Source organism: Streptomyces camponoticapitis (assembly GCF_014646115.1).
Taxonomy (GTDB): Bacteria; Actinomycetota; Actinomycetes; order Streptomycetales; family Streptomycetaceae; genus Streptomyces; species Streptomyces camponoticapitis.
Map to the genome: position 1 here is coordinate 465,644 of NZ_BMMV01000001.1, position 20,972 is coordinate 486,615.

Genomic DNA, 20,972 nt, shown 5'->3' on the forward strand with positions numbered 1-20,972 from the left:
GTGCGGCCCGCCCGAAGTTCTCTGACGTGTCGTCAGAATTCGCTCCGCTACGGGCGCTTCAGTTGGTGGCCTCCGAAGCCGCTGCCGCGGTCGGAGCCGCTGTTCTGGTCCTGCCACCACCCGTTGAACTCCGTCTGGCCCATCGCGCTCCAGTCCGGGGTGTTCTCGACCTGGGCGCTGCCCATCCTGCGGGCCAGCGCGACCATGGCCGCGCCGACGGGTCCACGGCTGATGTCGTACGACTCCAGGACCTCCTTCCAGCTTCCCCCGGCCACCGCGGCGGTCTCCAGGGCGCTGGCGTCCTGGAGCGCCTTCACGCTGCCGCCGCCGATGTGCGGCCGGGCGACGCTGGCGGCGTCGCCGACGAGCAGCATCCGACCGGAGGTGTAGTGCGGCACCTCCAGGTCGTAGATGGGCTGGATGAAGGTGGTCTCGGCGGGCGTACGCAGCACCCTGGCCGCCCAGTAGGGCGGGAAGTTGTCCGCCACCAGGGCCCTCAGGTAGGCGGTGAGCTCCGAGTTGAGCCGGCCGGGCGGCAGCGAGGTCGGCGTCTTGAGGTCGGGGTGGAGGCCCTCGGACTCCGGCGGGGCGGTGTAGAGGACCCAGTTGAGCCGGTGGCCGCCGACGCCGTCCGGGATGCGGTAGATCATGCAGTGGCCGCCGGGGAAGACCACGTTGTGCGCGTCGTTGCCGTCGGAGGGGAGATCGGCGACGTCGGCGGACGTGCCGCGCCAGCCGATGTAGCCGGCGTACGTCGCGCCGCGGCCGGGGAACATGGCGTCCCGCACGACGGAGCGGTATCCGTCGGCGCCGACCACGGCGTCGAAACGTTCCTTCTGCCCGTCGGCGAGCCGCAGGGTCACTCCGTCGGAATCGGGCTCCACCTCGCTGACGAGCGCTCCCGAGCGGTAGGTGACCTCTTCGGGCACCCGGCCCCGCAACTCGCTCCAGAGTGAGCCCCAGTTGTAGGCGCGGAAGGGGAACGGCTGCTCGCCGACGGCCCGTCCGTACTCCGACTCGCCGTCCCGCACGCTCCACACGCGGCGGGTCAGCGGCGCCCACGGCATCTCGGGCGCCACGTAGCCGGCGCTCTCCAGCTCCTTGTAGCGGTCGTCGTGGAGGGCGATTCCGACGCCCCTGTCACGGAGTTCGGCGTCGGCCCGTTCGAAGACGGTGACCTTCTCGGCTCCGCCACGAGACACGGCCAGAGCCGTGGCACACCCCGCTATGCTGCCGCCGACCACGGCGACGTTGCCTCCACGCATACCTTTTCTCCACTCACTTGAAGTTGTTGGTGCTGCTGGTGGTGACACTGGGGTGAAATCCTATTCGAGCGACGTACGCGCTTGCGTTGCACAGGAGCCCCGGAATCGCGAAGCCGGACATGTGCCGGGACAGCGGAAGCGCGGGAGTCGGGCGCGGCAACGGGGCCCCTCGGAAGCCGAGTTGGGGCCGGGCCGCTGGGCGGTCGTCTTCGAGACCGCCGATGAGGCGCGGTGGCGGACCGAGGTCCGGCGCCGTATCGCCGAGCACCGGGTGAAGGACCCCGCGATGGTCCGGCCCGACACGTTCCGCGGCCGGTCTCCCGGCTGCCGACCACGTACCGGCTGAGTGTCTTCGTCCCGGACCCGCCGGGCCCGTAGCGGGGCCCGGGAGCCGGGGGGGGGCGGACGGGCCGTCGAGCGGCGGCCCGTCCGGAAACGTGACTACGCCTTCTTCTCCAGCAGTTGGGCGTCGGCCCAGTCCCCGTGGTCGGAGTCGATGCCGTCGCCGCCGTCCGTCACACGCAGCGTCAGCTGACGCACCCCGCTCACGTCGACGTCGAACGCGTGCGCCGCGTCCGTCGGTCCCAGCACACCGCTGCGGGCCAGCACCTGGCCGTCGCCGAGCACCTCGAAGACCACCGAGCCCTTGTCCGGCTTCTCCTCGTCGATGCCGGCCCGTGCGGCGAAGCGGCCGTACGCGCCGTTCAGATCGATCGTCACCTCGGACTGCGCGTGCACCCCGAGCCCCTTGTCGTACGTGGTGTCGCCCAGCCGCAGCGGGCCGCCGTCGCCCGCGCCGCTCTCGCCGTTGGAGAGGTCGCGCTCGACCGGGCCCCAGCCGTTCTTCTCGGAGACGAACGGCAACGCGCTGACGTACACGGTGCCTTCGCGCGCCACGAAGACACGTACGGTGCGCTCGACCGTCAGCGGCGGCGCGCCGCGCCGGGCGTCCGGGCCCCGGTAGGAGACCGTGACCGGGATCTCGGTCGTCCCGTACGCCGGGTCGTCGGGGACCGTGACCTTCCAGGACGCGGACAGTCCGGCGCCGTCGGCCAGTTCGTCCGCCGTCGCGCCGGCGCCGTCGACGGCCCAGCCGTCGGGGGTACGGGCGCCGAGTCTCACGTCCTCGGCGGGGCCCGCCTCGTCCAGCACGAAGCCCGCCTCGATGCCGACCGTCTCTCCCGGCCGGGCGTCGGTCCTGGCGGGGGTGACGGTCAGTGTGCCGACCGGCACCGTGTCCACCGGCCGGTCGCAGCTGCCCCGGCCGGGTACGGCGCGACAGATCTGCGCGGCGAAGCCGCCGTCGGCCAACACCGGCACCGTGAGCGCGTCATGACGGTTCATCACCTGGCTGTGCCTGACCAGCCCGTCGGCGCCGTCGCGCACCACGTCGACCCGCCACGAGCCGGCTCCCAGGAACGTCAGCGGCACCCGCTCCGTACCCGCGTCACCCGCGCGGATGGAACCGACGAACCAGCGGTCGCCGTTCCTGCGGGCGAAGGTCGCCGCCTCGCCCGGCGCCCCGGCGACGAGTCGGCTCTCGTCCCAGACGGTCGGGACCTGCTCCAGGAAGCGCGCGACCTCGGGCCGGGCCCGGTACGCCTCGACGCTGCCCGCGTAGTTCTGGAACCCGGACTCGTAGACCACGGAGAGCGCCAGCTCGGCGGCCTCGGTGTTGTTGCGCGTGCCGAACTGGAAGCCCATGGGGGTGAAGTCCATGGAGCCGACCGCGTTGCGGGTGTAGGGCAGCGTCGCCATGTCGTCGGCCTGGACGTCGCCCTGCTCGGCGCCGTGCACGCCCTCCATCGTCATGACGTGCGGCCAGGTCCGCTGGATGCCGTGCGGGAGCGTCGAGCCGTGGAAGTTGACCATGAGCTCGCGGTCGGCGGTCTCCCGCAGGATGTCGTCGTACCAGCCCATGCGTTCGCGCGAGTCGGAGTCCATGAAGTCGATCTTCAGTCCGGCGGCGCCCCACTTCTTGACCTTGTCGAGCTGCTCGGTGCGCTCGGCGGCGGTGTCGAGATCGGTCCAGTGCATCCACAACAGGACTCCCACGCCGCGCCGTTCGGCGTACTCCATCAGCTGGGGCATCCAGTCGGTCGTGTTCCAGCCGTCGTCCACCAGGGAGTACTCCCAGCCGTGCGCCGCCGCGTAGTCCACGAACCGCTGCTGGGTCTCCAGGCTGCGCTGCGCCGCGCCGAAGCCGGCGAGCCAGGACCAGGCGACGGTGCCGGGGCGGATCCAGGAGGTGTCGGCGACCCGGGAGGGCGGGGCCAGATCGTCCACGAGCGTGGACTCGGTCACGGTCGCCAGATCACCCGCGATCACGGTCCGCCAGGGGGTCGCGAGGGGTCCCTCGGCGGGCATGGGCACGGACGGGTCGGCCAGGGCGACGTCGTAGCCGCCGCTGCCCGCCGTGTGGACGAGCCGGCTCGCGGGGTAGCGGCCGTCGACGTCCGCCTCGGAGAGCAGTACGTGGTCGTCGCCCACCTGGAAGAGCGCGGGGTAGGCGTACTGCCCGCTCGGAGCGCCGGCGGCGGTCGTACCGTCGTACGGCTGCTCGTAGTTGACCGAGTAGTCGCTCAGCCGGGCGGGCGCGTCGTCCGGCAGGACGAAGCCGGACGCCTCGCGCAGCACGGCGCCGCCTTCCGGACCCGCGGGAAGCACATAGCGGTACGCCACCCCGTCGTCGGCCGCGCGCACGACGAGGTCGACCCGGGCCCCGTCCTCCCCTTCCAGGGTGAAGCGCGACTCGGCCATGTCGACGGTCCGGCGGCGCTCCTTGCCGACGACGGTGGTGTACCGCTCGGCGACCCTCCGGTCCTTCCGGTCCACCAGGCGCAGCCCGTGCGTCAGGTCGGCGTCCTCGGTGACGATGCCGACGGGCGAGGGCTCGACAAGGGTGCGGCCCCCGTCGCGTACGGCGAGAGTGACGGAGCCGTCGGCGGGGTCGAGGCGTACGGTGGCGGCGGGCCCGCCACGGGACACGGTCCAGGCGGAGCCGCCGGGGCGGCTGTCACCGGCATCCCCCCGAGCCGCCGCCGGGGTCCCCAGGCAGAGCACCCCCGCGAGCGCGGTCGCGCACGCGGCACGCCATCGATTCGCCGCTGTCGGTCTGCTGTTCGTCATCGCTTGTCCCTCTCACTCGGAGCCGGGCCCAACGGGCAAACATGGGGCGCGAGTTGGTGATGACAGGGCTGAGCCTGAAGGGGCGCCCGCGCCCCGGATTGTCCACCGCAATTCCCCGGAACCGCCAGGGTCTGTCGCACAGAATCCAACAGAATCAATAACCCGCATACGATGCGGACATGGGGAACCACTCGGCACCGGACGACCGTCTCGCGGCGTTCGGCAATCAACTGATCGATGTGCACATCTGGCTCCGCGAGGAGCTCGCCCGGCTTCAGGACGACGTGGACGACTACCTCGCGGGCGAGGGTGCGCGCCCGCGCGAGCTACAGGCGCACTGCCTCGCGTTCTGCTCCGCCCTGACCCGGCATCACACGGCGGAGGACGAGACCGTCTTCCCAGCCATGGCACGGCGGTTCCCCGAGCTGGCGCCCGTACTGGAACAGCTCGCGCACGACCACCACATGGTGACCGGCATGCTCGGCCGGCTCCAGGACCTCGTCGACGGCATCCGGCCCGCGCCGAGCCCCGCCGAGGCGCGCTCGGTGCGGGGTGAACTGGACGGTCTCGTCGCGCTGGTGGAGTCCCACTTCACTTACGAGGAGAAGAAGCTGGTCGACGCGCTCAACGCGCTCGGGACGCCGTTGCCGGACGACTTCGCCCTGCGGGAGACGCGCCGCGGCCGGGAAGCGTCCGGAAGGTAGCGCGGCGGCGCGCGGGGCGGGGGCCGCGGCGGCTGGGACCGCCCTGCGAGACGCGGGATCACTCTCGTACGAGGGGTACTCCGCCCGCCCCTACGGCGCGGTGCCCCGCCGCGCCGGCCGTCGTGGACCGGGCGGAACCGGCGGAACCGTCCGGTCGGAGCCGGGTCTTCGGCCGGCCGGCTCTCAGGCGGAGCGCTTCTTCGCCGGCGTCTTCTTCGCCGTGGACTTCTTGGCGGTGGTCTTCTTCGCGGCGGTCTTGCCCGTCGTCTTCTTGGCGGCCGTCTTCTTCGCCGGAGTCTTCTTCCCCGCTGTCCCGGACGTCTTGGCGGCGGACTTCGACGCGGACTTCGCCGTCGACTTCGAGGCGGTCTTCTTCCCGCCCGCCGCTCTCTCGCGGCTGGGCAGATGCGTCACCTCCGCGCCCTCCTTCCCCCCTCCGCCGCTCTCGACCCGCGACTCCTTCGCCGCCCGCACACTGCCCTCCAGCGCCGCCATCAGGTCCAGGACCTTGCCCTCGCCCCGCCCCGCCCCCTCCGGCGCCCTCACCTCGCCGCCCGCCGCCTTGGAGGCGATCAGCTCCTCGACGGCCTCCTGGTAGTCGTCGTGCAACGACTCAAGTTCGACCTCGCCGAGCGTGTCCATCAGGGCGTCGGCCAGGTCGAGTTCGGCGTCCCGGATTCTGACGTCGGTCTCCGGCGCCACCCCCTCCGCCTGCCGGATCTCGTCCGGCCACAGCAGCCCGTGCAGGGCGATGACATCGCCGAGGACCCGCACCATGCCCAGCCGCTCGCGTCCACGGAGGGCGAACTTCGCGATCGCCACCTTCTCGCTCCGCTTCAGGGCCTCACGCAGCAGCGTGTACGGCTTGGCGGCCGGCACGCCGTTAGCCGCGATGTAGTACGCCGAGCCCACCTGGAGCGGATCGATCGATGACTCGGGCACGAATCCGAGGATCTCGATGGTCTTCGCCGTCGGCAGCGGGAGCTGGGCCAGATCGTCGTCCGTGATCGGGATCATCGAACCGTCCGCGTCCTGGTACGCCTTGCCGATCTCGGCGGACGTGACCTCCTCCTCGTCGAGCTCGCAGACCTTCCGGTAACGAATCCGGCCGCCGTCCGCCAAATGGATCTGCCGGAAGGAGATCGAATGGCTCTCGGTGGCGTTCACGAGCTTGATCGGGATGTTGACCAGACCGAAGGAGATTGCGCCGTTCCAGATGGATCGCACGGTTAATCCCTTACATCGGATTTCGTGGGATTCTCATCGTATGACGCCAATCGCGGAGGTGGAGGGGCGGCGGATCGCCCTCAGCAATCTGGAGAAGGTCCTCTACCCGGCCACCGGCACCACCAAGGGCGAGGTCCTGCACTACTGCGCGACGGCCGCGGGCGCCCTGCTCGCCCATCTGGCGGGCCGCCCCGTCTCCTTCCTCCGCTTCCCGGACGGTCCCGCCGGCCAGCGCTTCTTCACCAAGAACCCGCCGCCGGGCACGCCCTCCTGGGTCCGTAGGGCGACGGTGCCGCGGTCGGCCGACCAGATCGCCGAGCAGGTGCTGGTGGAGGACCTGGCGACACTGATGTGGGCCGCGAACCTGGTCGTGGAGTTCCACACCCCGCAGTGGCGGTTCGACAGCCCCGCCCGCGCCGACCGGATCGTCTTCGATCTGGACCCCGGTGAGCCCGCCACCGTCGTGGAGTGCTGCGAGGCGGCGCTCTGGCTGCGCGAACGGCTGGCGGCCGACGGGCTGAACGCGTACGCCAAGACGTCCGGTTCGAAGGGCCTGCATCTGCTCGTACCACTGGAGCCGACACCGTCGCCGGAGGTCTCCGCGTACGCCAAGTCGCTGGCGGTCGAGGCCCAGGCCGACCTGCCGGAGCTGGTGGTCCACCGGATGACCCGCGCACTGCGCCCCGGGAAGGTCTTCGTCGACCACAGCCAGAACTCGGCGGCCAAGACGACGGCCGCGCCGTACACGGTGCGCGCCCGCACGGAACCGACCGTCTCCACCCCGGTGTCCTGGGAAGAGGTGGGGAACTGCTCGGCGCCGGAGGAGCTGGTCTTCCGCGTCGGCGACATCGCGGGGCGGCTGGAGCGGTACGGGGATCTCCTCGGCCCGCTGATCAATCTCAACCGGGCGGGACGTCTGCCCTGACAGCCGCCGTCACCGGCATGCACCATGGGGGTGCGCCAGTCATGAGCGTCATCAGCAGAGAAGGAATCACCAATGATCATCTTCGGGACCAAGGGCTACATCTACCAGCTGGCGATACTCACACTCGTGTGCGGCCAGTGCGGCAATCCGTCGGCGCACACGCTGCGCAAGCGCGTCTCCAAGTTCACGCTCTTCTTCGTGCCGCTGTTCCCGTACTCGACGAAGCACTACACCCAGTGCACGTTCTGCGGCGTGGAGCACCGGGTGCCCAACGAGCAGGCGGAGCAGCTGCTCGCGCAGAGCGCGACGCAGGCCCAGCAGGGTGGCGGCCAGCAGCACGGCGCCAACCCGTTCGCGCAGGGTGCCCAGGGTGGCGGCCAGCCGGGTGGTGGGAACCCGTTCAGCCAGGGCGGCCAGGGACAGCAGCCGGGCCAGGGCGGCAACCCGTACCAGCACTGACGCGGGCGGGGACGCGGCCGCGGGTACGCCGAGTGCGCGGAGCACGCAGAGTTACGGTTGCGGACAGAACGTGACGAAACTAGGGTAAATCGGGCGAGCGTCGGGCAGTTCTCCGTCGATTCCTCGCCCCGTCCCGAACTTCAGGAGTCACGCATGTCCCAGCGTTCCCTGCGTTCCTCTCGTGCCCGGCGTTCCGCGCGTCCCCAGCGCGCCCGGGGCTCCTTCGGCCCGTACGCCGCGGCTCTCGCCGTCACGGTGGCGGCCCTGACCGCGACACCCGCCATGGCGGCGGTACCGGCACCGCCGCCGGTCAGCTCCAACGGCCACACCGGCATGGACGACCCGGCCTCGATGGACCCGGCTCTCATGGACCCGGCTCTCATGGACCCCGCCGCCATGGAGCACCCCGCGCCCCTCGACCCCGAGGTGGCGCAGGCCGCCGAGGCGTCCCGCGCCGAGGCGGCCGAGGCGGCCGCCGCCGAGGCGAACGGCTCCCACTTCTACAAGGGGCGCGTCACCGCCAGGAGCGGGCTCCTGATCCGCGACAGGCCCACCCGTGGCAGCCGGGTCGTCGGCAGCCTCCCGTACGGCACCCTCATCTTCATCCACTGCAAGACGCGGGGCGACAACGTGAACGGCAACAACCACTGGTACCTCCTCGCGGACGGCACCTGGGCGTGGGTCTCGGCCGCGTACATCGAGAACATCGGCAAGTCGCCGCGCTGGTGCTGATCCGGTAGCGCCGGCCCGGTGGAGCCGGTGGAGCCGACCCACTGAACCCGACATGCCTTATGTCTTTACATAAGCGGACATAAGGCATGTCGGGTTGCTACGTTGCGCTCCATGACCGCAACGAAGGCGGACTCTCCCCCGCCCGAACTACGCCTCCCCAAGCGGCGGGGGGTCGAGCTCTCGCTCCTCGTGTGCGCCGTCCTCATCTCCCTCTTCGGCTACGTCGCCGTCGGTCTCGCCCACAACGACGCCGTCCCGCCCGACGCCGTCCGGCACAGCGCCGGCCTGGGCCTGCTCGCCCTCGTCGCGCATCTCGCGGTCCGCCTCCGCGCCCCGTACGCGGACCCGCTCCTGCTTCCGATCGCGGTCCTGCTCAACGGCATCGGACTGGTGCTGCTCCACCGTCTCGACCTGGCGACCCCCGGCGAGCGCGACGCGCCCGCGCAGCTCGTCTGGTCCACCCTCGGTGTCGCGCTGTTCATCGCCGTCGTCGTGCTGCTGCGCGACCACCGGGTGCTCCAGCGGTACGCGTATCTGTCCGTGGTCGCCGCACTGCTGCTGATGACCGTGCCGATCTTCTTCCCCGCCGTGAACGGTGCCAGGATCTGGATCCGGATCGACGGACTCTCCTTCCAGCCCGGCGAGTTCGCGAAGATCCTGCTCGCCGTCTTCTTCGCCGCCTACCTCGCGGCCAACCACAGCGCCCTCGCCTACACCGGCCGCAGGATCTGGAAGCTGCAACTGCCCACCGGCCGGGTGCTGGGCCCCATCGTCGCGATCTGGCTGCTCAGCGTCCTCGTACTGGTCCTGGAACGCGATCTCGGCACCTCGCTCCTCTTCTTCGGCCTCTTCGTGATCCTGCTGTACGTGGCGACGGGGCGCACCGGGTGGATCGCCGTCGGGCTGCTGCTGGCCGGGGTCGGCGCGTTCGCCGTCGGCTGGCTCGAACCGCACGTCCACAGCCGGGTCGAGGACTGGCTCGACCCGTTCGCCTCCATCGAGGCGGGCGAGGGCCCCGACCAACTGGCCCAGTCCCTCTTCGCGTTCGCGGCCGGCGGCATGTTCGGTACGGGGCTGGGCCTGGGCCGGTCCGTCCTCATCGGCTTCGCCGCCAAGTCCGACTTCATCCTCGCCACGGCGGGCGAGGAGCTGGGGCTGATCGGGCTGACGGCGATCTTCATGCTGTACGCGCTGCTCGTCGCCCGCGGCTACCGCGCCGGTCTCGCGCTGCGCGACCCGTTCGGGCGGCTGCTCGCGGTCGGTCTGGCGTCGATCGTGGCGCTCCAGGTCTTCGTGATCGCGGGCGGGGTGACGGGGCTGATCCCGCTCACCGGGATGGCGATGCCGTTCCTGGCGCAGGGAGGCTCGTCGGTCGTCACGAACTGGGTGATCGTGGCGCTGCTCATCCGGCTCAGCGACTCGGCGCGCAGACCGCGGCCCGAGGCGGTGGAGACGGGCGTGATCGCGCCGACGACGGTGATCGCGGGGCCCGCGAGGGACACGGGGAGTTCGGGCGGGACGACGACGGGCGGCGAACGATGATCAGCCATATCCGTCTGGCCGCCGCGTTCTGTCTGCTGCTCCTCGTCGCCCTGCTCGTCAACGCGGCCCGCGTCCAGGTCATCCAGGCCGACTCCCTCGACAGCAACCCCGCCAACCGCCGCAGCACCATCGACCGTTTCGAGCAGCCGCGCGGCCAGATCCTCGTCGACGGCAGACCCGTCACCGGGTCGAGGGACTCCGGTCAGCAACTGCGCTTCGAACGCACCTACACCCAGGGCCCGTTGTACGCGCCGGTGACCGGCTACGCCTCCCAGACGTACGGCACGAGCCTGCTGGAGGGCGCCGAGGACGGCATCCTGTCCGGCACCGACCCGATGCTGGCCCCGCTGCCCTTCTGGAACGACATCACCCGCGCCCACGAGCCCGGCGGCAAGGTCGTCACCACCATCAAGTCCGCTCTGCAGCGGGCGGCTTACACCGGACTGGACGGCAGGCGCGGCGCGGTCGCCGCGATCGAGCCCTCCTCCGGCAAGATCCTCGCGCTGGTCAGCAGCCCGTCGTACGACCCGGGGAGGCTGTCGGGCACGGGCGCCGCGGTGACCGACGCGTGGCGGCGGTACAACGACGCGGACGCCCAGCCGATGCTCAACCGGGCCATCCGGCAGACGTATCCGCCCGGTTCGGCCTTCAAGATCGTGACGGCGGCGGCCGCGCTGGACGCCGGGGTGGTCGAGGACGTGGACGCGCCGACGGACGTCCCCGAGCGGTACGTCCTGCCGGGCACCCGCACCACGCTTCCCAACGACGCGCGGGGCTGCGACAAGGAGTCGCTGGCGTACGCGATCAAGTGGTCCTGCAATTCGGTGCTGGCCGGCCTGGGGGTGCGGGTCGGGCTCGGCGGCATGGTGGACGCGGCCGGCAGATTCGGCTTCAACGACCGGCGGTTGAGGATCCCTTCCGGCGTCGCGGTCTCCAACTTCGACCAGGAGATGAGCGACGACCAGCTCGCGCTCTCCTCGATCGGGCAGTTCGACACGACGGCGACACCGCTCCAGATGGCGATGGTCGCGGCGGCGGTCGCGAACGGGGGGGATCTGAGATATCCGCATCTGGTGGAGCGGACGCTCGCCGCCGACGGCGACATCGTCTCCCGCGTGGGCGACCGCACCTACGGGCAGGCGATGAAACCGCGGACCGCCTACCGGATGCGGCAGTTGATGGTCGAGGTGGTGGAGAGCGGGACGGGGACGAGCGCCGGGATCGACGGCGTGACGGTCGGCGGGAAGACAGGCACGGCGCAGCACGGGGTGGGCAACTCCGGCACGCCGTACGCCTGGTTCATCTCCTGGGCCCAGGAGGAGGGCGCGGGGCGGCCCGCGGTGGCGGTGGCCGTGGTGGTGGAGGACGCGGAGGCCGTGCGGGACGAGATCAGCGGGGGCGGTGACGCGGCGCCGATCGCGCGGGCGGTGATGGAGGCGGCGCTGCGAGACTGATCCCCGTGGTGGGCGAATCCTGGTGGGCGGTGGGTGAGGCGCTGGAGCGGATCGACCGGATCGATCCGCGGTTGTGCGCGTTCATCGAGGTGTGGCACGCGGACGCGCTGCACCGGACGCGCACGGTGGAGGGCCAACTGCCGCTGGCGGGGCTGCCGTTCGCGGTCAAGGGCCCGACGGGCCTCCGCTCGTACGCGGCGCGGCGGCTGCTCGCGGCGGGGGCGGTGCCGGTCGGCTCGACGGCGGTCCCGGGGCCGGGGACCTACTGGCAGACGTGGGGCCTGGGCGCCCACGGCCGTACGGTCAATCCCTACCGCGCCGACCGCACCCCCGGTGGTTCGTCGGCCGGCTCGGCGGCGGCGGTCGCGGCCGGTCTGGTGCCGCTGGCGACGGGCAGCGACGGGGCGGGATCGGTGCGGATCCCGGCGGCGTGGTGCGGGGTGTTCGGTCTGAAGACGACGAACGGGCTGCTGCCGACGCCGGACCGGACGGGGCTGGCGTCGGCGGGGGTGCTGACACGGCGGGTGGCGGACGCGCGGACGTATCTGCGGTGCGTGCTGGACGACGGGGCCGTAACGAGCGCCGCGGCCCATGGGCGGGCGTCACCACCGGTGGCGGCCACGTACTCGCCGGATCTCGGTTTCGCGCGGACCGATCCGGCGGTGGAAGTGGTGGTACGGGCGGCGGTGGGCCGGCTGGCGGCGGCCGGGGTCGTACGGCTCGACGGAGCCCCCGGCTCGTCGCTGTCGCTGCTCGACCCGCGCGAGGCATGGCTGGCGGTACGCGGCGGTGATCCGTCCGGCGGGGCGGGAGCGGGTGCCCGGGAGGAGAACGAGCGGCGGCTCGACGCGTACTTCGCGCGTACGCCGCTGCTGCTCACCCCGGTGACACCGAACCGCCCGCACGGCCACGAGGGACCCGGCCCTGACGTCTACTCGACGGCGCTGACCTGGGCGTTCAACCTGAGCGGCCATCCGGCGGCGAGTCTGCCCGCCGGTTTCACACCGGACGGCTGCCCGGTGGGTCTCCAACTGGTGGCGGGGCGCGGGGCGGACGTCTCGCTCCTCGAAATCGCGGGTGCCGCCGAGTCCGTCCTGCCTATCGTGCGCCCATGACGACACTCTCTCCCACGGCGCCCGGCGGCCCGGCGTACGAACTCGCCCAGGTGAACATCGCCCGCCTCAGACATCCGCTGGAATCCGCCGAGTTGAAGGACTTCGTGGACGCCCTCGACCCCGTGAACGCGGTCGCCGACGGGTCCGACGGCTTCCGGTGGCGGCTCCAGAGCGACTCGGGAAACGCCACCGACGTACCGGTCCTCGGCGACAGGTGGCTGATCATGAACCTCACCGTTTGGCGGGACATGGACGCTCTGACGGCCTTCATGTACACGGGCAGGCACCGCGAGTTGCTCGCTCGGCGCTTCGAGTGGTTCGAGCGCGTGGAGGAGGCGATGACCACGCTCTGGTGGGTGGAGGCGGGGGCCCGGCCGACTCCGCGCGACGCGGAGCTGCGGCTGCTCCACCTGCGCGAACACGGCCCGACGGCGCACGCGTTCACGCTGCGCAAAACCTACGGGCCGCCGGGGGACGAGGCGCCGGAGACGGCCGCCGGGCGTCCGGCCGGCGCTCGGACGGACGGCGTTGCGCCACCGGCCGGGGCGTCGTCCTCGGCGCCCTGAGCGATCGCGTCGGCCGACCACGGCGACTTCGGCCCGCTCCCCGGCCGCGAACCGTTCGCTGATGAGCCTTGGACATTCGGCGGGTTCACGCGCTGCCGGACATCGGGTCGACAAGTGACGCGGAGGGGATTGACGTGAGCTGCTGACAGGAAGTCTTATAAGGGAGTCGAGAATCGTACCCCCGGTAACCGCAGCCACGAGGTGCTCTCAGCCATGACAGCAGCGCACGAACGCGAAGTGACGGCCACGCGCGACGGACTCCGTCCGGAGCCGGGCACCGACGAGCCCCGCTCCGACGACGAGCGCGAGATCCAGCTCCTGCGCGACGCGCTCGGCCCGCTGCGCGACCGCGAACAGGTCGCCCGGCGTCTCCTCGAAGCCTCGGCCAAGCACTCGTTCGACCCGGAGAAGGACCTCGACTGGGACGCCCCGGCCGAGGCCGGCAAGTGGTTCTGGCCCCCGGAGCTCGTCTCCCTCTACGACACCCCGCTGTGGCGGCGGATGTCCGAGGAGCAGCGGATGGATCTCGCCCGCCACGAGGCCGCGTCGCTCGCCTCGCTCGGCATCTGGTTCGAGATCATCCTGATGCAGCTGCTGGTCAGGCACATCTACGACAAGTCGGTGACCAGCGATCACGTCCGCTACGCGCTCACCGAGATAGCGGACGAGTGCCGCCACTCGATGATGTTCGCGAAGATGATCCGCAAGGGCGGCGCCCCGGCCTACCCCGTGCCCCGCGCCTACCACAACGCCGCGCGCCTGCTGAAGACCGTCTCCACGACCCCGGGCTCGTTCGCCGCGACACTCCTGGGCGAGGAGATCCTGGACTGGATGCAGCGTCTGACGTTCCCGGACGAGCGCGTTCAGACGCTCGTACGCGGCGTGACCCGTATCCATGTGGTGGAGGAGGCCCGCCATGTCCGCTACGCCCGCGAGGAGTTGCGCCGCCAGATGGTCACCTCCCCCCGCTGGGAACGCGAGCTGACCCGCCTCACGGCCGGTGAGGCGGCGCGCGTCTTCTCCGTCTGCTTCGTGAACCCCCAGGTCTACGAGAACGTGGGCCTGGACCGCCGCGAGGCCGTCGCCCAGGTCCGCGCGAGCGGCCACCGCCGAGAGGTGATGCAGTCGGGCGCGAAACGCCTCACGGACTTCCTGGACGACATCGGGGTGATGCGCGGGACGGGGCGCCGGCTCTGGAAGGCGTCGGGGCTGCTGGCGTGAGGGACCGGCGCCGAGCGCCGGTCCCGGTGACCCGCGCGGCCGTCAGTGCTTGGCGCGGCGGCGCAGCGCGAGTGTGCCGCCCGCCGCCGCCAGCGTCACCAGTCCCGCCCCGGTCGCGACCTTCGCCGCGTCCATGCCGGTGACGCTGCCGCCCAGGCCGCCCCTGGCACCCCTCGTCGGGGCGGGGGACGGGGTCGCCGACCTGGCGACCGTGAAGGTGAAGGTGGAGGGGCCGCCGTTCGGGCAGGAGATGTTGATCGAGTGGGTGCCGGCCCGGGCGTCGCGGCGGATCGTGGCGGTGCCCCGGTAGATGCCCGACGTCGAGCTCGCGGTCAGCGTGACCGAGCCCGTGAAGGCGCCGGACGACGCCGTCACCGTGCTGGCGTCGCAGCCGCCGTCGAGGGAGATGGTGACCGGGGAGCCGGGCCGCGCCGGGCTCGGGCTCACCGTGAGGGTCGGCTGGGGGTCGGCATGGACCGCCGTCGCACCCACGCCCAGGGCCAGGGAGGACAGGGCGGCGGTGGCGAGAACGCGAGCAACGCGCATGGTGAGGATCTCCGCTTCCTTGGCGCGGTGCGGGCGTCGGCCACCCGCTCGGGAAACCGGGCCGTGGCCTTCATGAAAGGCAGACACGCCGTCAAGCGGCGCGCCGACCCGTGGCGCCAGGTTCCGTCGAACGGATCAGCGCGGACCGCTAAGCCGCTGGTCGCGAAGGTGGGACGGGGAAGGACGGCGGGGCGGGTCCCGTACGCCGCGGGGGTGACCGGCCTCCGCGCGGGCCGGGCGCCACGAGACACTGGCGGGGTGAGAAGCGAAGAGACCGTCTTTGTCGGCGGGCCGCTCGACGGTCGCGTACTGCCCGTGCTGACGGGCCCGACCGGGCAGCCGCCCAAGTGGTACGAGGTCCCGGTGCCGGACGCCGCCGGCGGGCCGCCCACCGTGTTCGCGTACCGGCGCGCGCCCGCCGGGTACACCAAGCGGCTCGGGCTGCAGCGCGGCTGGAAGTACGAGTACGTCCCCGAGGGCCGCGAGCGGCGCACGCTCAAGTGGCCCTGGTCCAAGCCCGACCACGGCTGAGCCACCGGCCCCGGACACCACCCGATCGCTAACTCCCTGGCCATACACGGTCACATATGGTGCCGCAGGCGGGATTTGTCGGGCACCATCTAGGTTCTGTCGCGCGGGCTCGGACGGCCCGTCGGCCCGACGGGACAGGACCATAGGATCGACCAGGCCGGAGACGACCTCCCGGCCGAGCACCAGGGGGCATACGCGTGATGGAACCGCTGCGGCACGACGACCCACGTCTCGTCGGCCCTTACACCGTGCTGGCGCGGTACCGGGAGTCGGCGAGCGCCGTGCGGTATCTGGCGTACGGGCCGAACGGCGGCACCGTCGTCGTCTCGGTCGCCCGGCCCGCCCTCGCCGCGCTGCCCGCCTTCCAGCGGCGCTTCCAGGCCGAGGCGCGGACCGCCGAGCGGCTGGCCGGCGGCTGGGTGCAGCCGCTGCTCGACTCCCGTACGGACCCGTCCGAGGAGGAGACGCTCTGGACCGCGTACGGCTACGTCCCCGCGCTCACCCTCGGCGAGGCCGTCGCCGTCGCCGGTCCACTGCCCGAGCGGGCCGTACGGATACTGGGCGCCGCGCTCGCCGAGACGCTGTCGCGGGTGCACGCGACCGGAGCCGTACTGCAGGGGCTCGCGCCCGACACCGTGACCCTCGCCGCCGACGGCCCCCGCCTCACCGCCTTCGGCGCACTGGGCGCCGCGGTGTCCGCGGAGGCCATGGAGGGCGGACGGCTGTCCGTACGGCTCGGATATCTCACCCCGGAACAGCTGGAGGGCGAGGTACCGGGGCCCCCGTCGGACATCTTCGTGCTGGGACTGCTGCTGGCGTACGCGGCCACCGGTACGACGCCCCTCACCGAGGGGCCCGCCGAGTCGGCGATCGAACGCATCGCGCACGGGACGGCCGAACTCGGCGGTGTGCCGGGGGAGTTGCGGCCGCTTGTCGCGCGCTGTCTGGCGAAGGAACCGGGCGAGCGGCCGACGGCCGGGGCCGTCGCGGCCGAGCTGGCGCTGGAGGGCGCGGCAGCGGCGGCGACCGCCGAACCGGACGGGTGGCTGCCCGCCGCGCTGTCGGCCTCGATCGCCGAACAGGCCGCCCGAGTTGATGCCCTGTACACCCCGCTGGACGGGTCGCGGGACGGGTCGGCGGACACCCCGGCGGACGCCGTTCCCGGTGCGCCGGCCGACGCCGCGCCCGGTACCGTGCCCGAGCCCGACACCCGCACCACCCGTATCGGCCGGCCCCGGACCTCGTCCGGGAGCGAGAGCGGCGTCGTCGACCGGCCGACCGCCGCCCTCTCGCTGCCCCACGCCCGGCCGGAGCCGACCGCCCTCCCGCTGCCCCCGGCCGCCGCGCCGGTGCCCCAGCAGTCCCAGTCGCTCCCGCCCGTGCCGGGACACCAGGGACCGCCGGGACCGCCCGCCCTGCCGCCGGGACCGCCCCAGACACCGGCGCCCACCCGATCGGGGGCGGGCCGCTTCGCCGCGCTCGGACGGCCCCTCGGGCAGCCGCTCGGACGGCGCGCGCTCATCACCGGAATCGTCGCCGGCGCCGCCGGTCTGCTGATCGGCGGCGGGGGTGTACTGGCACTCGCCGACGACGAGCCGTCCGACGACACCGACAACAAGCCCGCCGACGGCACCCCCGGGGGCCTGACCGGACTGCCGCCCGAAGCCCTCTGGGCGTACGAGCAGAAGGTGGCCGCCGACGAGGTCCTGAACGCCGCCGTCGTCGGCGGCCGCACCCTCGTCCTGACGACGGGCTCGGGCGCCACCGGCGTGGACGTGCGCACCGGGAAGCGGCTCTGGCAGAAGGCCGAGGTGGCCTCTCTCCACCAGGCCCTGCCCGTCTCGTCCGGACTCGGCTTCGTCGCGGGGGCGACCGGTCTGCTCTGGATCTCGCCGGCCTCGGGCGCGGTCGAGCACCGTGTCGACTACGCCGACGGCATCAAGGGCGCGCCCGGCCTGAAGGTCGCCGGCGTCGCCGGGACCAGTGACGGCCAGGTCTGGTTCACCGGGTCGTACCGGACCGGTACGGGGAAGGCGGCCGTGGTCCGCACCCATCTCTTCGCCTTCGATCTGACGACCCGCAAGGAGCTGTGGCGCACGGTGATCGCGGGCGGCCGCGCGCCGTTGACCCCGGTGTACCAGCTGATCGCCGTACGGGAGGCGGACATCGTGGTGCGCCAGGACACCAAGTCGCTGCTGCCCGTCCAGGTCAGGGCCGCCAAGGGCAAGTCCGTCTACCACTGCTTCAACCGCGTGAGCGGCAAGCGGACCTGGTCGAAGTCGTTCGGCGCGGTGCCGCCCGCGGGCGGTTCGGTCGGCGACGCGAAGGGCCGGCTGTACGCGGCGGCGGCCGATCAGCTGTACGCGTACGACACCGCCGACGCCAAGCAGTTGTGGCGCAGGTCGGGCGCGCCGAAGGTGCCCGGGCAGAAGCCCTTCGCCTTCGGCACCGGAACGCTCGCGGGCTCCACGCTCTACGTCGCCAACCGCTACCAGGAGGTGTACGCGCTGGACTCCGAGTCCGGCGTGCAGCGGTGGAAGGGCACGACCGAGGGCCCGGCCTGGACGGGTGTCCCCCGGATCTCGCTCAGCGAGAGCGGCCGGACGGTGCTGTCGGCCGACGGACTCCAGGTGACGGCGTTCTCGGCGAAGGACGGCAAGCGGCTCTGGAAGTTCCAGAACGCCGGCGGCCCCGCCCCCTCCCCCGCCGCCGACGGCGCGGCCGTGGCCACGCCCTCGTACCAGCCGCTGATGGCCGGGAAGACCGCCGTGATCCGGCGCGGAGGCACGTTCTACGCGCTGCCGGTCGACTGAGCCGGCCCTTACAAGCCGCCACGCCGGGGGCCTTCACCTCGGCCCTCCGGGGGGTGACGGCGTGCCGCCATGTCGCCCAATTATGCGGTAAGCACACGGTACGGCGGCAATTGACGCCGCATCATCACCTTGGGGCCGGACAGGCCGTCCCGCGAACGGAGGTGATGAGGTGTCAGGCAGGCTTCTGCGGTCCGTCTGTACGGCAGCACTCGCCGCCCTGGTGGCGGTACCGCACGCCGCACCGGCCGGCGCCGAACCCGTTCCGAGTACCGAACCCACTCCGGGCGCCGAAGCGGTTCCGGGCTCCGGTCCCCGCGCCGACGGCGCCCCGCGCAGCGTCTCCGAACTGCTCACCGAGCTGCGGAAGCTGTACCGGCTGGCCGAGGAGGCCACCGAGGCGTACAACGCCACCGAGGTGAAGCTCACCGCCCAGCAGGCCAAGGCGAAAAGCGTCGGTACCGGCCTCACCGACGCCCGCAAGGCGCTGGTCCGCAGCCGGGCCGAGGCCGGGCGTCTCGCCCGTCAGCAGTACCAGGGGACCTCCGAACTCTCCTCCTACATCCAGCTGTTGCTCTCGAATGATCCCCAACACGCCCTGGATCAGAAGCATCTGATGGACCGTGCGCAGGGCGACCGGCTGTCCACGATCGCGCGGCTGACCAACGGCGAGAGGCGGGCCGACACCCTCGCCGCCCGGTCCCGGGAGGCGCTCTCCGAGCAGCAGGCACTCGCCGCGAAGCAGAAGAAGCAGCGCGACGCCGTCCGAGCGAAGCTGGCGGACGTCGAGAAGATGCTCGCCTCGCTCACCACCGGGCAGATCGCCGCGATCGCCGAGCGCGAGGACGCCGAGACGGACAAGGCGCAGGAGAAGCTGATCACTTCCGGCGCCCTCGGCGACGCCGCGCCCCCGGCCGAGACGGATCCGGGTACGGAGACGGCGGCAGGGACGGGGACGGGGACGGGGGCCTCGTCAGGGAGTGCGACCGGCGGCCTCGTCAGGAGCCTGCGGGCTCCGTCGGCCGACGGCGACGAGGCGCTGACGTACGCCGTCGGCCAGATCGGCAAGCCGTATCTGTGGGGCGCCGAAGGCCCGGAGTCGTACGACTGCTCGGGGCTGACCTCGCAGGCCTGGGCGCGTGCCGGGGTGAGCGTGCCCCGCACGAGCCAGGAGCAGTGGGCCGGGCTGCCGCGGGTGAGGCTGAGCGAGCTGCGCCCCGGCGATCTGGTCGTGTACTTCCCGAAGGCCACCCACGTGGCGATCTACCTCGGCGAGGGGAAGGTCGTCCACGCCCCGCGCCCCGGGGGCCGGGTGAAGGTCTCCCCCCTCGCCTCGAATCCGCTGCTCGGCGCCGTACGGCCGGACCCGGGCGCCGGGGCGCTCGACGCGCGGTCGTACGAGCCGCCGGAGCTTCCGGCGGGTGCCACCGCGGGCGACGACACCGGCAACAACTCCCCCACCGGGCCGACGGGTTGACCCGAACAGGCCGGCGTCAGCGGGCCGCGCGCCCGCCGACCGCCGCGAGATAGGCCCTGGTCCTCTCTCCGTCGTAGAAGAAGTCCTCGAAGTCCGACGGGTCGTCGAAGCCGTTCGCGAACCGGTCGGCGACCGGCTGGAGCCGGCCCGCCGCCTCGAACATGTCCAGCACATGCGCCGGCGGCGGCCCCAGCATCGTGTTCGTCCACCTGGTGGTGTGCCGCGCGCTCTCCCAGTGGCGCTCGAACGTCGCCCGCATCCACGCCTCGTCGAACTCCCGGTCGCCGTGCGCCAGGATCGACTCCAGGTACGAGGCGGCGCATTTGGCGGCGGAGTTGGAGCCCTGTCCGGTGACGGGGTCGTTCGCCACGACGACGTCGGCGACACCGAGGACCACTCCGCCGCCCGGCAGCCGCCCGACGGGGTTTCGGACGGTGGGCGTGTAACGGCCGGACAGGGTGGCGTTGGCGTCGGTCAGCTCGACCTTCGTGGCCCGCGAGTACTCCCAGGGCGTGTACCGCTCCATCAGCTCCAGCGTCAGCGAGAGATGGTCGGCCGGATCCTTGATGCCCTGGAAGACATCGACCGGGCCGCCCGGTATGCCCTCCCAGAACAGGATGTCAGCGCGGCCGGTGACGGTGAGCGTCGGCATCACGAACAGCTCGCCCACTCCCGGCACGAGATTGCAGCGGACGGCCTCCAGCCCGGGGTGTTCGGCGCGCGGGCCGAGCCCGTGGACGTACGCGACGGAGAGCATGCGCCGCGGCGTGTCGTACGGGGAGCGGGCGGCGTCCCTGCCGAACATCGCGACCAGTTCGCCCTTGCCGGCCGAGACGAGGACGAGGTCGTACGTACGGGCGAAGTAGTCGAGGTCGGACACGGCCGCACCGTGGATGACGAGCTGGCCGCCGCGCTGGGCGAACGTCTCCATCCAGCCGGCCATCTTGACCCGCTGGTCGACGGACTGGGCGATCCCGTCGAGCCTGCCCAGCCAGTCGGTCGCGCGGGAGGAGTCGGGCGCGGCGACCGAGACGCCGAGTCCCTCGACGCGCGGGGCCTGGGACTCCCAGAAGTTGAGCCCGAGGTCCCGCTCGTGCTGGAGCGCTGTGTGGAACATGCACTGGGTGGACATGACCCGGCCGGACCTGATCTCGTCCGCCGTACGGTTGGACATCAGGGTGACCTCGTACCCGTACGACTGGAGTCCGAGGGCGAGCTGGAGGCCGGACTGTCCGGCACCGACGACGAGTATCTTCCGCATGGCGGGTT

17 protein-coding genes are annotated in these 20,972 nt (G+C 72.2%); 12 read left to right on the forward strand and 5 right to left on the reverse strand.

Features of this window, described 5'->3' with window-relative positions; all coding sequences use genetic code 11:
- Nucleotides 1-47: 47 nt before the first annotated feature.
- Nucleotides 48-1,265 (reverse strand): FAD-dependent monooxygenase, encoded by a 1,218-nt coding sequence (locus tag IEY79_RS01990; RefSeq protein ID WP_189105465.1) that lies wholly within the window; start codon nt 1,263-1,265, stop codon nt 48-50.
- 441 nt (nt 1,266-1,706) lie between these two features.
- Nucleotides 1,707-4,394: an NPCBM/NEW2 domain-containing protein gene (locus IEY79_RS01995; protein WP_189105466.1), complete on the reverse strand. Its 2,688-nt coding sequence runs from the start codon at nt 4,392-4,394 to the stop codon at nt 1,707-1,709.
- 179 nt (nt 4,395-4,573) lie between these two features.
- On the opposite strand from IEY79_RS01995, the gene IEY79_RS02000 reads away from it, so the two are divergent.
- Complete coding sequence (locus tag IEY79_RS02000; protein ID WP_189105467.1) at nt 4,574-5,098, forward strand: hemerythrin domain-containing protein; 525 nt, start codon at nt 4,574-4,576, stop codon at nt 5,096-5,098.
- Nucleotides 5,099-5,281: 183 nt separating this feature from the next.
- Here IEY79_RS02000 and ku read toward each other — a convergent pair whose 3' ends face one another.
- Nucleotides 5,282-6,325, reverse strand: a complete 1,044-nt coding sequence (gene ku / locus IEY79_RS02005; protein ID WP_189105468.1) for a non-homologous end joining protein Ku — start codon at nt 6,323-6,325, stop codon at nt 5,282-5,284.
- Nucleotides 6,326-6,365: 40 nt separating this feature from the next.
- Between ku and ligD the strand changes: the two genes are divergently transcribed.
- The 8 genes from ligD (at nt 6,366) to IEY79_RS02045 (ending at nt 14,339) form a co-directional block, all read left to right on the forward strand.
- Complete coding sequence (ligD, locus tag IEY79_RS02010) at nt 6,366-7,250, forward strand: non-homologous end-joining DNA ligase (RefSeq protein WP_189105469.1); 885 nt, start codon at nt 6,366-6,368, stop codon at nt 7,248-7,250.
- A gap of 72 nt (nt 7,251-7,322) precedes the next feature.
- Nucleotides 7,323-7,709, forward strand: coding sequence for a zinc-ribbon domain-containing protein (locus tag IEY79_RS02015; RefSeq protein ID WP_189105470.1), 387 nt, complete (start codon nt 7,323-7,325; stop codon nt 7,707-7,709).
- A 153-nt stretch (nt 7,710-7,862) separates the two neighbouring features.
- Nucleotides 7,863-8,441 (forward strand): SH3 domain-containing protein, encoded by a 579-nt coding sequence (locus IEY79_RS02020; protein ID WP_229700560.1) that lies wholly within the window; start codon nt 7,863-7,865, stop codon nt 8,439-8,441.
- A 111-nt stretch (nt 8,442-8,552) separates the two neighbouring features.
- Nucleotides 8,553-9,983: an FtsW/RodA/SpoVE family cell cycle protein gene (locus tag IEY79_RS02025; protein WP_189105471.1), complete on the forward strand. Its 1,431-nt coding sequence runs from the start codon at nt 8,553-8,555 to the stop codon at nt 9,981-9,983.
- A complete protein-coding gene (locus IEY79_RS02030) occupies nt 9,980-11,437 on the forward strand; it encodes a penicillin-binding transpeptidase domain-containing protein (protein WP_189105472.1) in 1,458 nt (485 codons plus the stop codon). Before IEY79_RS02025 ends, IEY79_RS02030 begins: the two co-directional genes overlap by 4 nt.
- An 8-nt stretch (nt 11,438-11,445) precedes the next feature.
- Entirely contained in the window at nt 11,446-12,552 is a 1,107-nt protein-coding gene (locus IEY79_RS02035; protein ID WP_229700583.1) for an amidase family protein, read from the forward strand.
- A complete protein-coding gene (locus IEY79_RS02040; protein WP_189105473.1) occupies nt 12,549-13,118 on the forward strand; it encodes a DUF3291 domain-containing protein in 570 nt (189 codons plus the stop codon). Before IEY79_RS02035 ends, IEY79_RS02040 begins: the two co-directional genes overlap by 4 nt.
- A gap of 213 nt (nt 13,119-13,331) precedes the next feature.
- Nucleotides 13,332-14,339: an AurF N-oxygenase family protein gene (locus IEY79_RS02045; protein WP_189105474.1), complete on the forward strand. Its 1,008-nt coding sequence runs from the start codon at nt 13,332-13,334 to the stop codon at nt 14,337-14,339.
- A 42-nt stretch (nt 14,340-14,381) separates the two neighbouring features.
- Here the strand turns inward: IEY79_RS02045 and IEY79_RS02050 are convergent, their stop codons facing one another.
- On the reverse strand, nt 14,382-14,885 hold the full coding sequence (locus tag IEY79_RS02050; RefSeq protein WP_189105475.1) for a hypothetical protein: 504 nt from the start codon (nt 14,883-14,885) through the stop codon (nt 14,382-14,384).
- 258 nt (nt 14,886-15,143) lie between these two features.
- Between IEY79_RS02050 and IEY79_RS02055 the strand changes: the two genes are divergently transcribed.
- The 3 genes from IEY79_RS02055 (at nt 15,144) to IEY79_RS02065 (ending at nt 19,703) form a co-directional block, all read left to right on the forward strand.
- On the forward strand, nt 15,144-15,416 hold the full coding sequence (locus tag IEY79_RS02055) for a DUF8847 domain-containing protein (protein ID WP_189105476.1): 273 nt from the start codon (nt 15,144-15,146) through the stop codon (nt 15,414-15,416).
- Between the two features lie 200 nt (nt 15,417-15,616).
- Entirely contained in the window at nt 15,617-18,229 is a 2,613-nt protein-coding gene (locus tag IEY79_RS02060) for an outer membrane protein assembly factor BamB family protein (protein WP_189105628.1), read from the forward strand.
- Between the two features lie 169 nt (nt 18,230-18,398).
- Complete coding sequence (locus tag IEY79_RS02065) at nt 18,399-19,703, forward strand: C40 family peptidase (protein WP_189105477.1); 1,305 nt, start codon at nt 18,399-18,401, stop codon at nt 19,701-19,703.
- Between the two features lie 16 nt (nt 19,704-19,719).
- Here the strand turns inward: IEY79_RS02065 and IEY79_RS02070 are convergent, their stop codons facing one another.
- The gene (locus IEY79_RS02070) at nt 19,720-20,964 is read right to left on the reverse strand and encodes a styrene monooxygenase/indole monooxygenase family protein (protein WP_189105478.1); all 1,245 of its coding nucleotides are present in this window, start codon (nt 20,962-20,964) and stop codon (nt 19,720-19,722) included.
- Between the last annotated feature and the right edge of the window lie 8 nt (nt 20,965-20,972).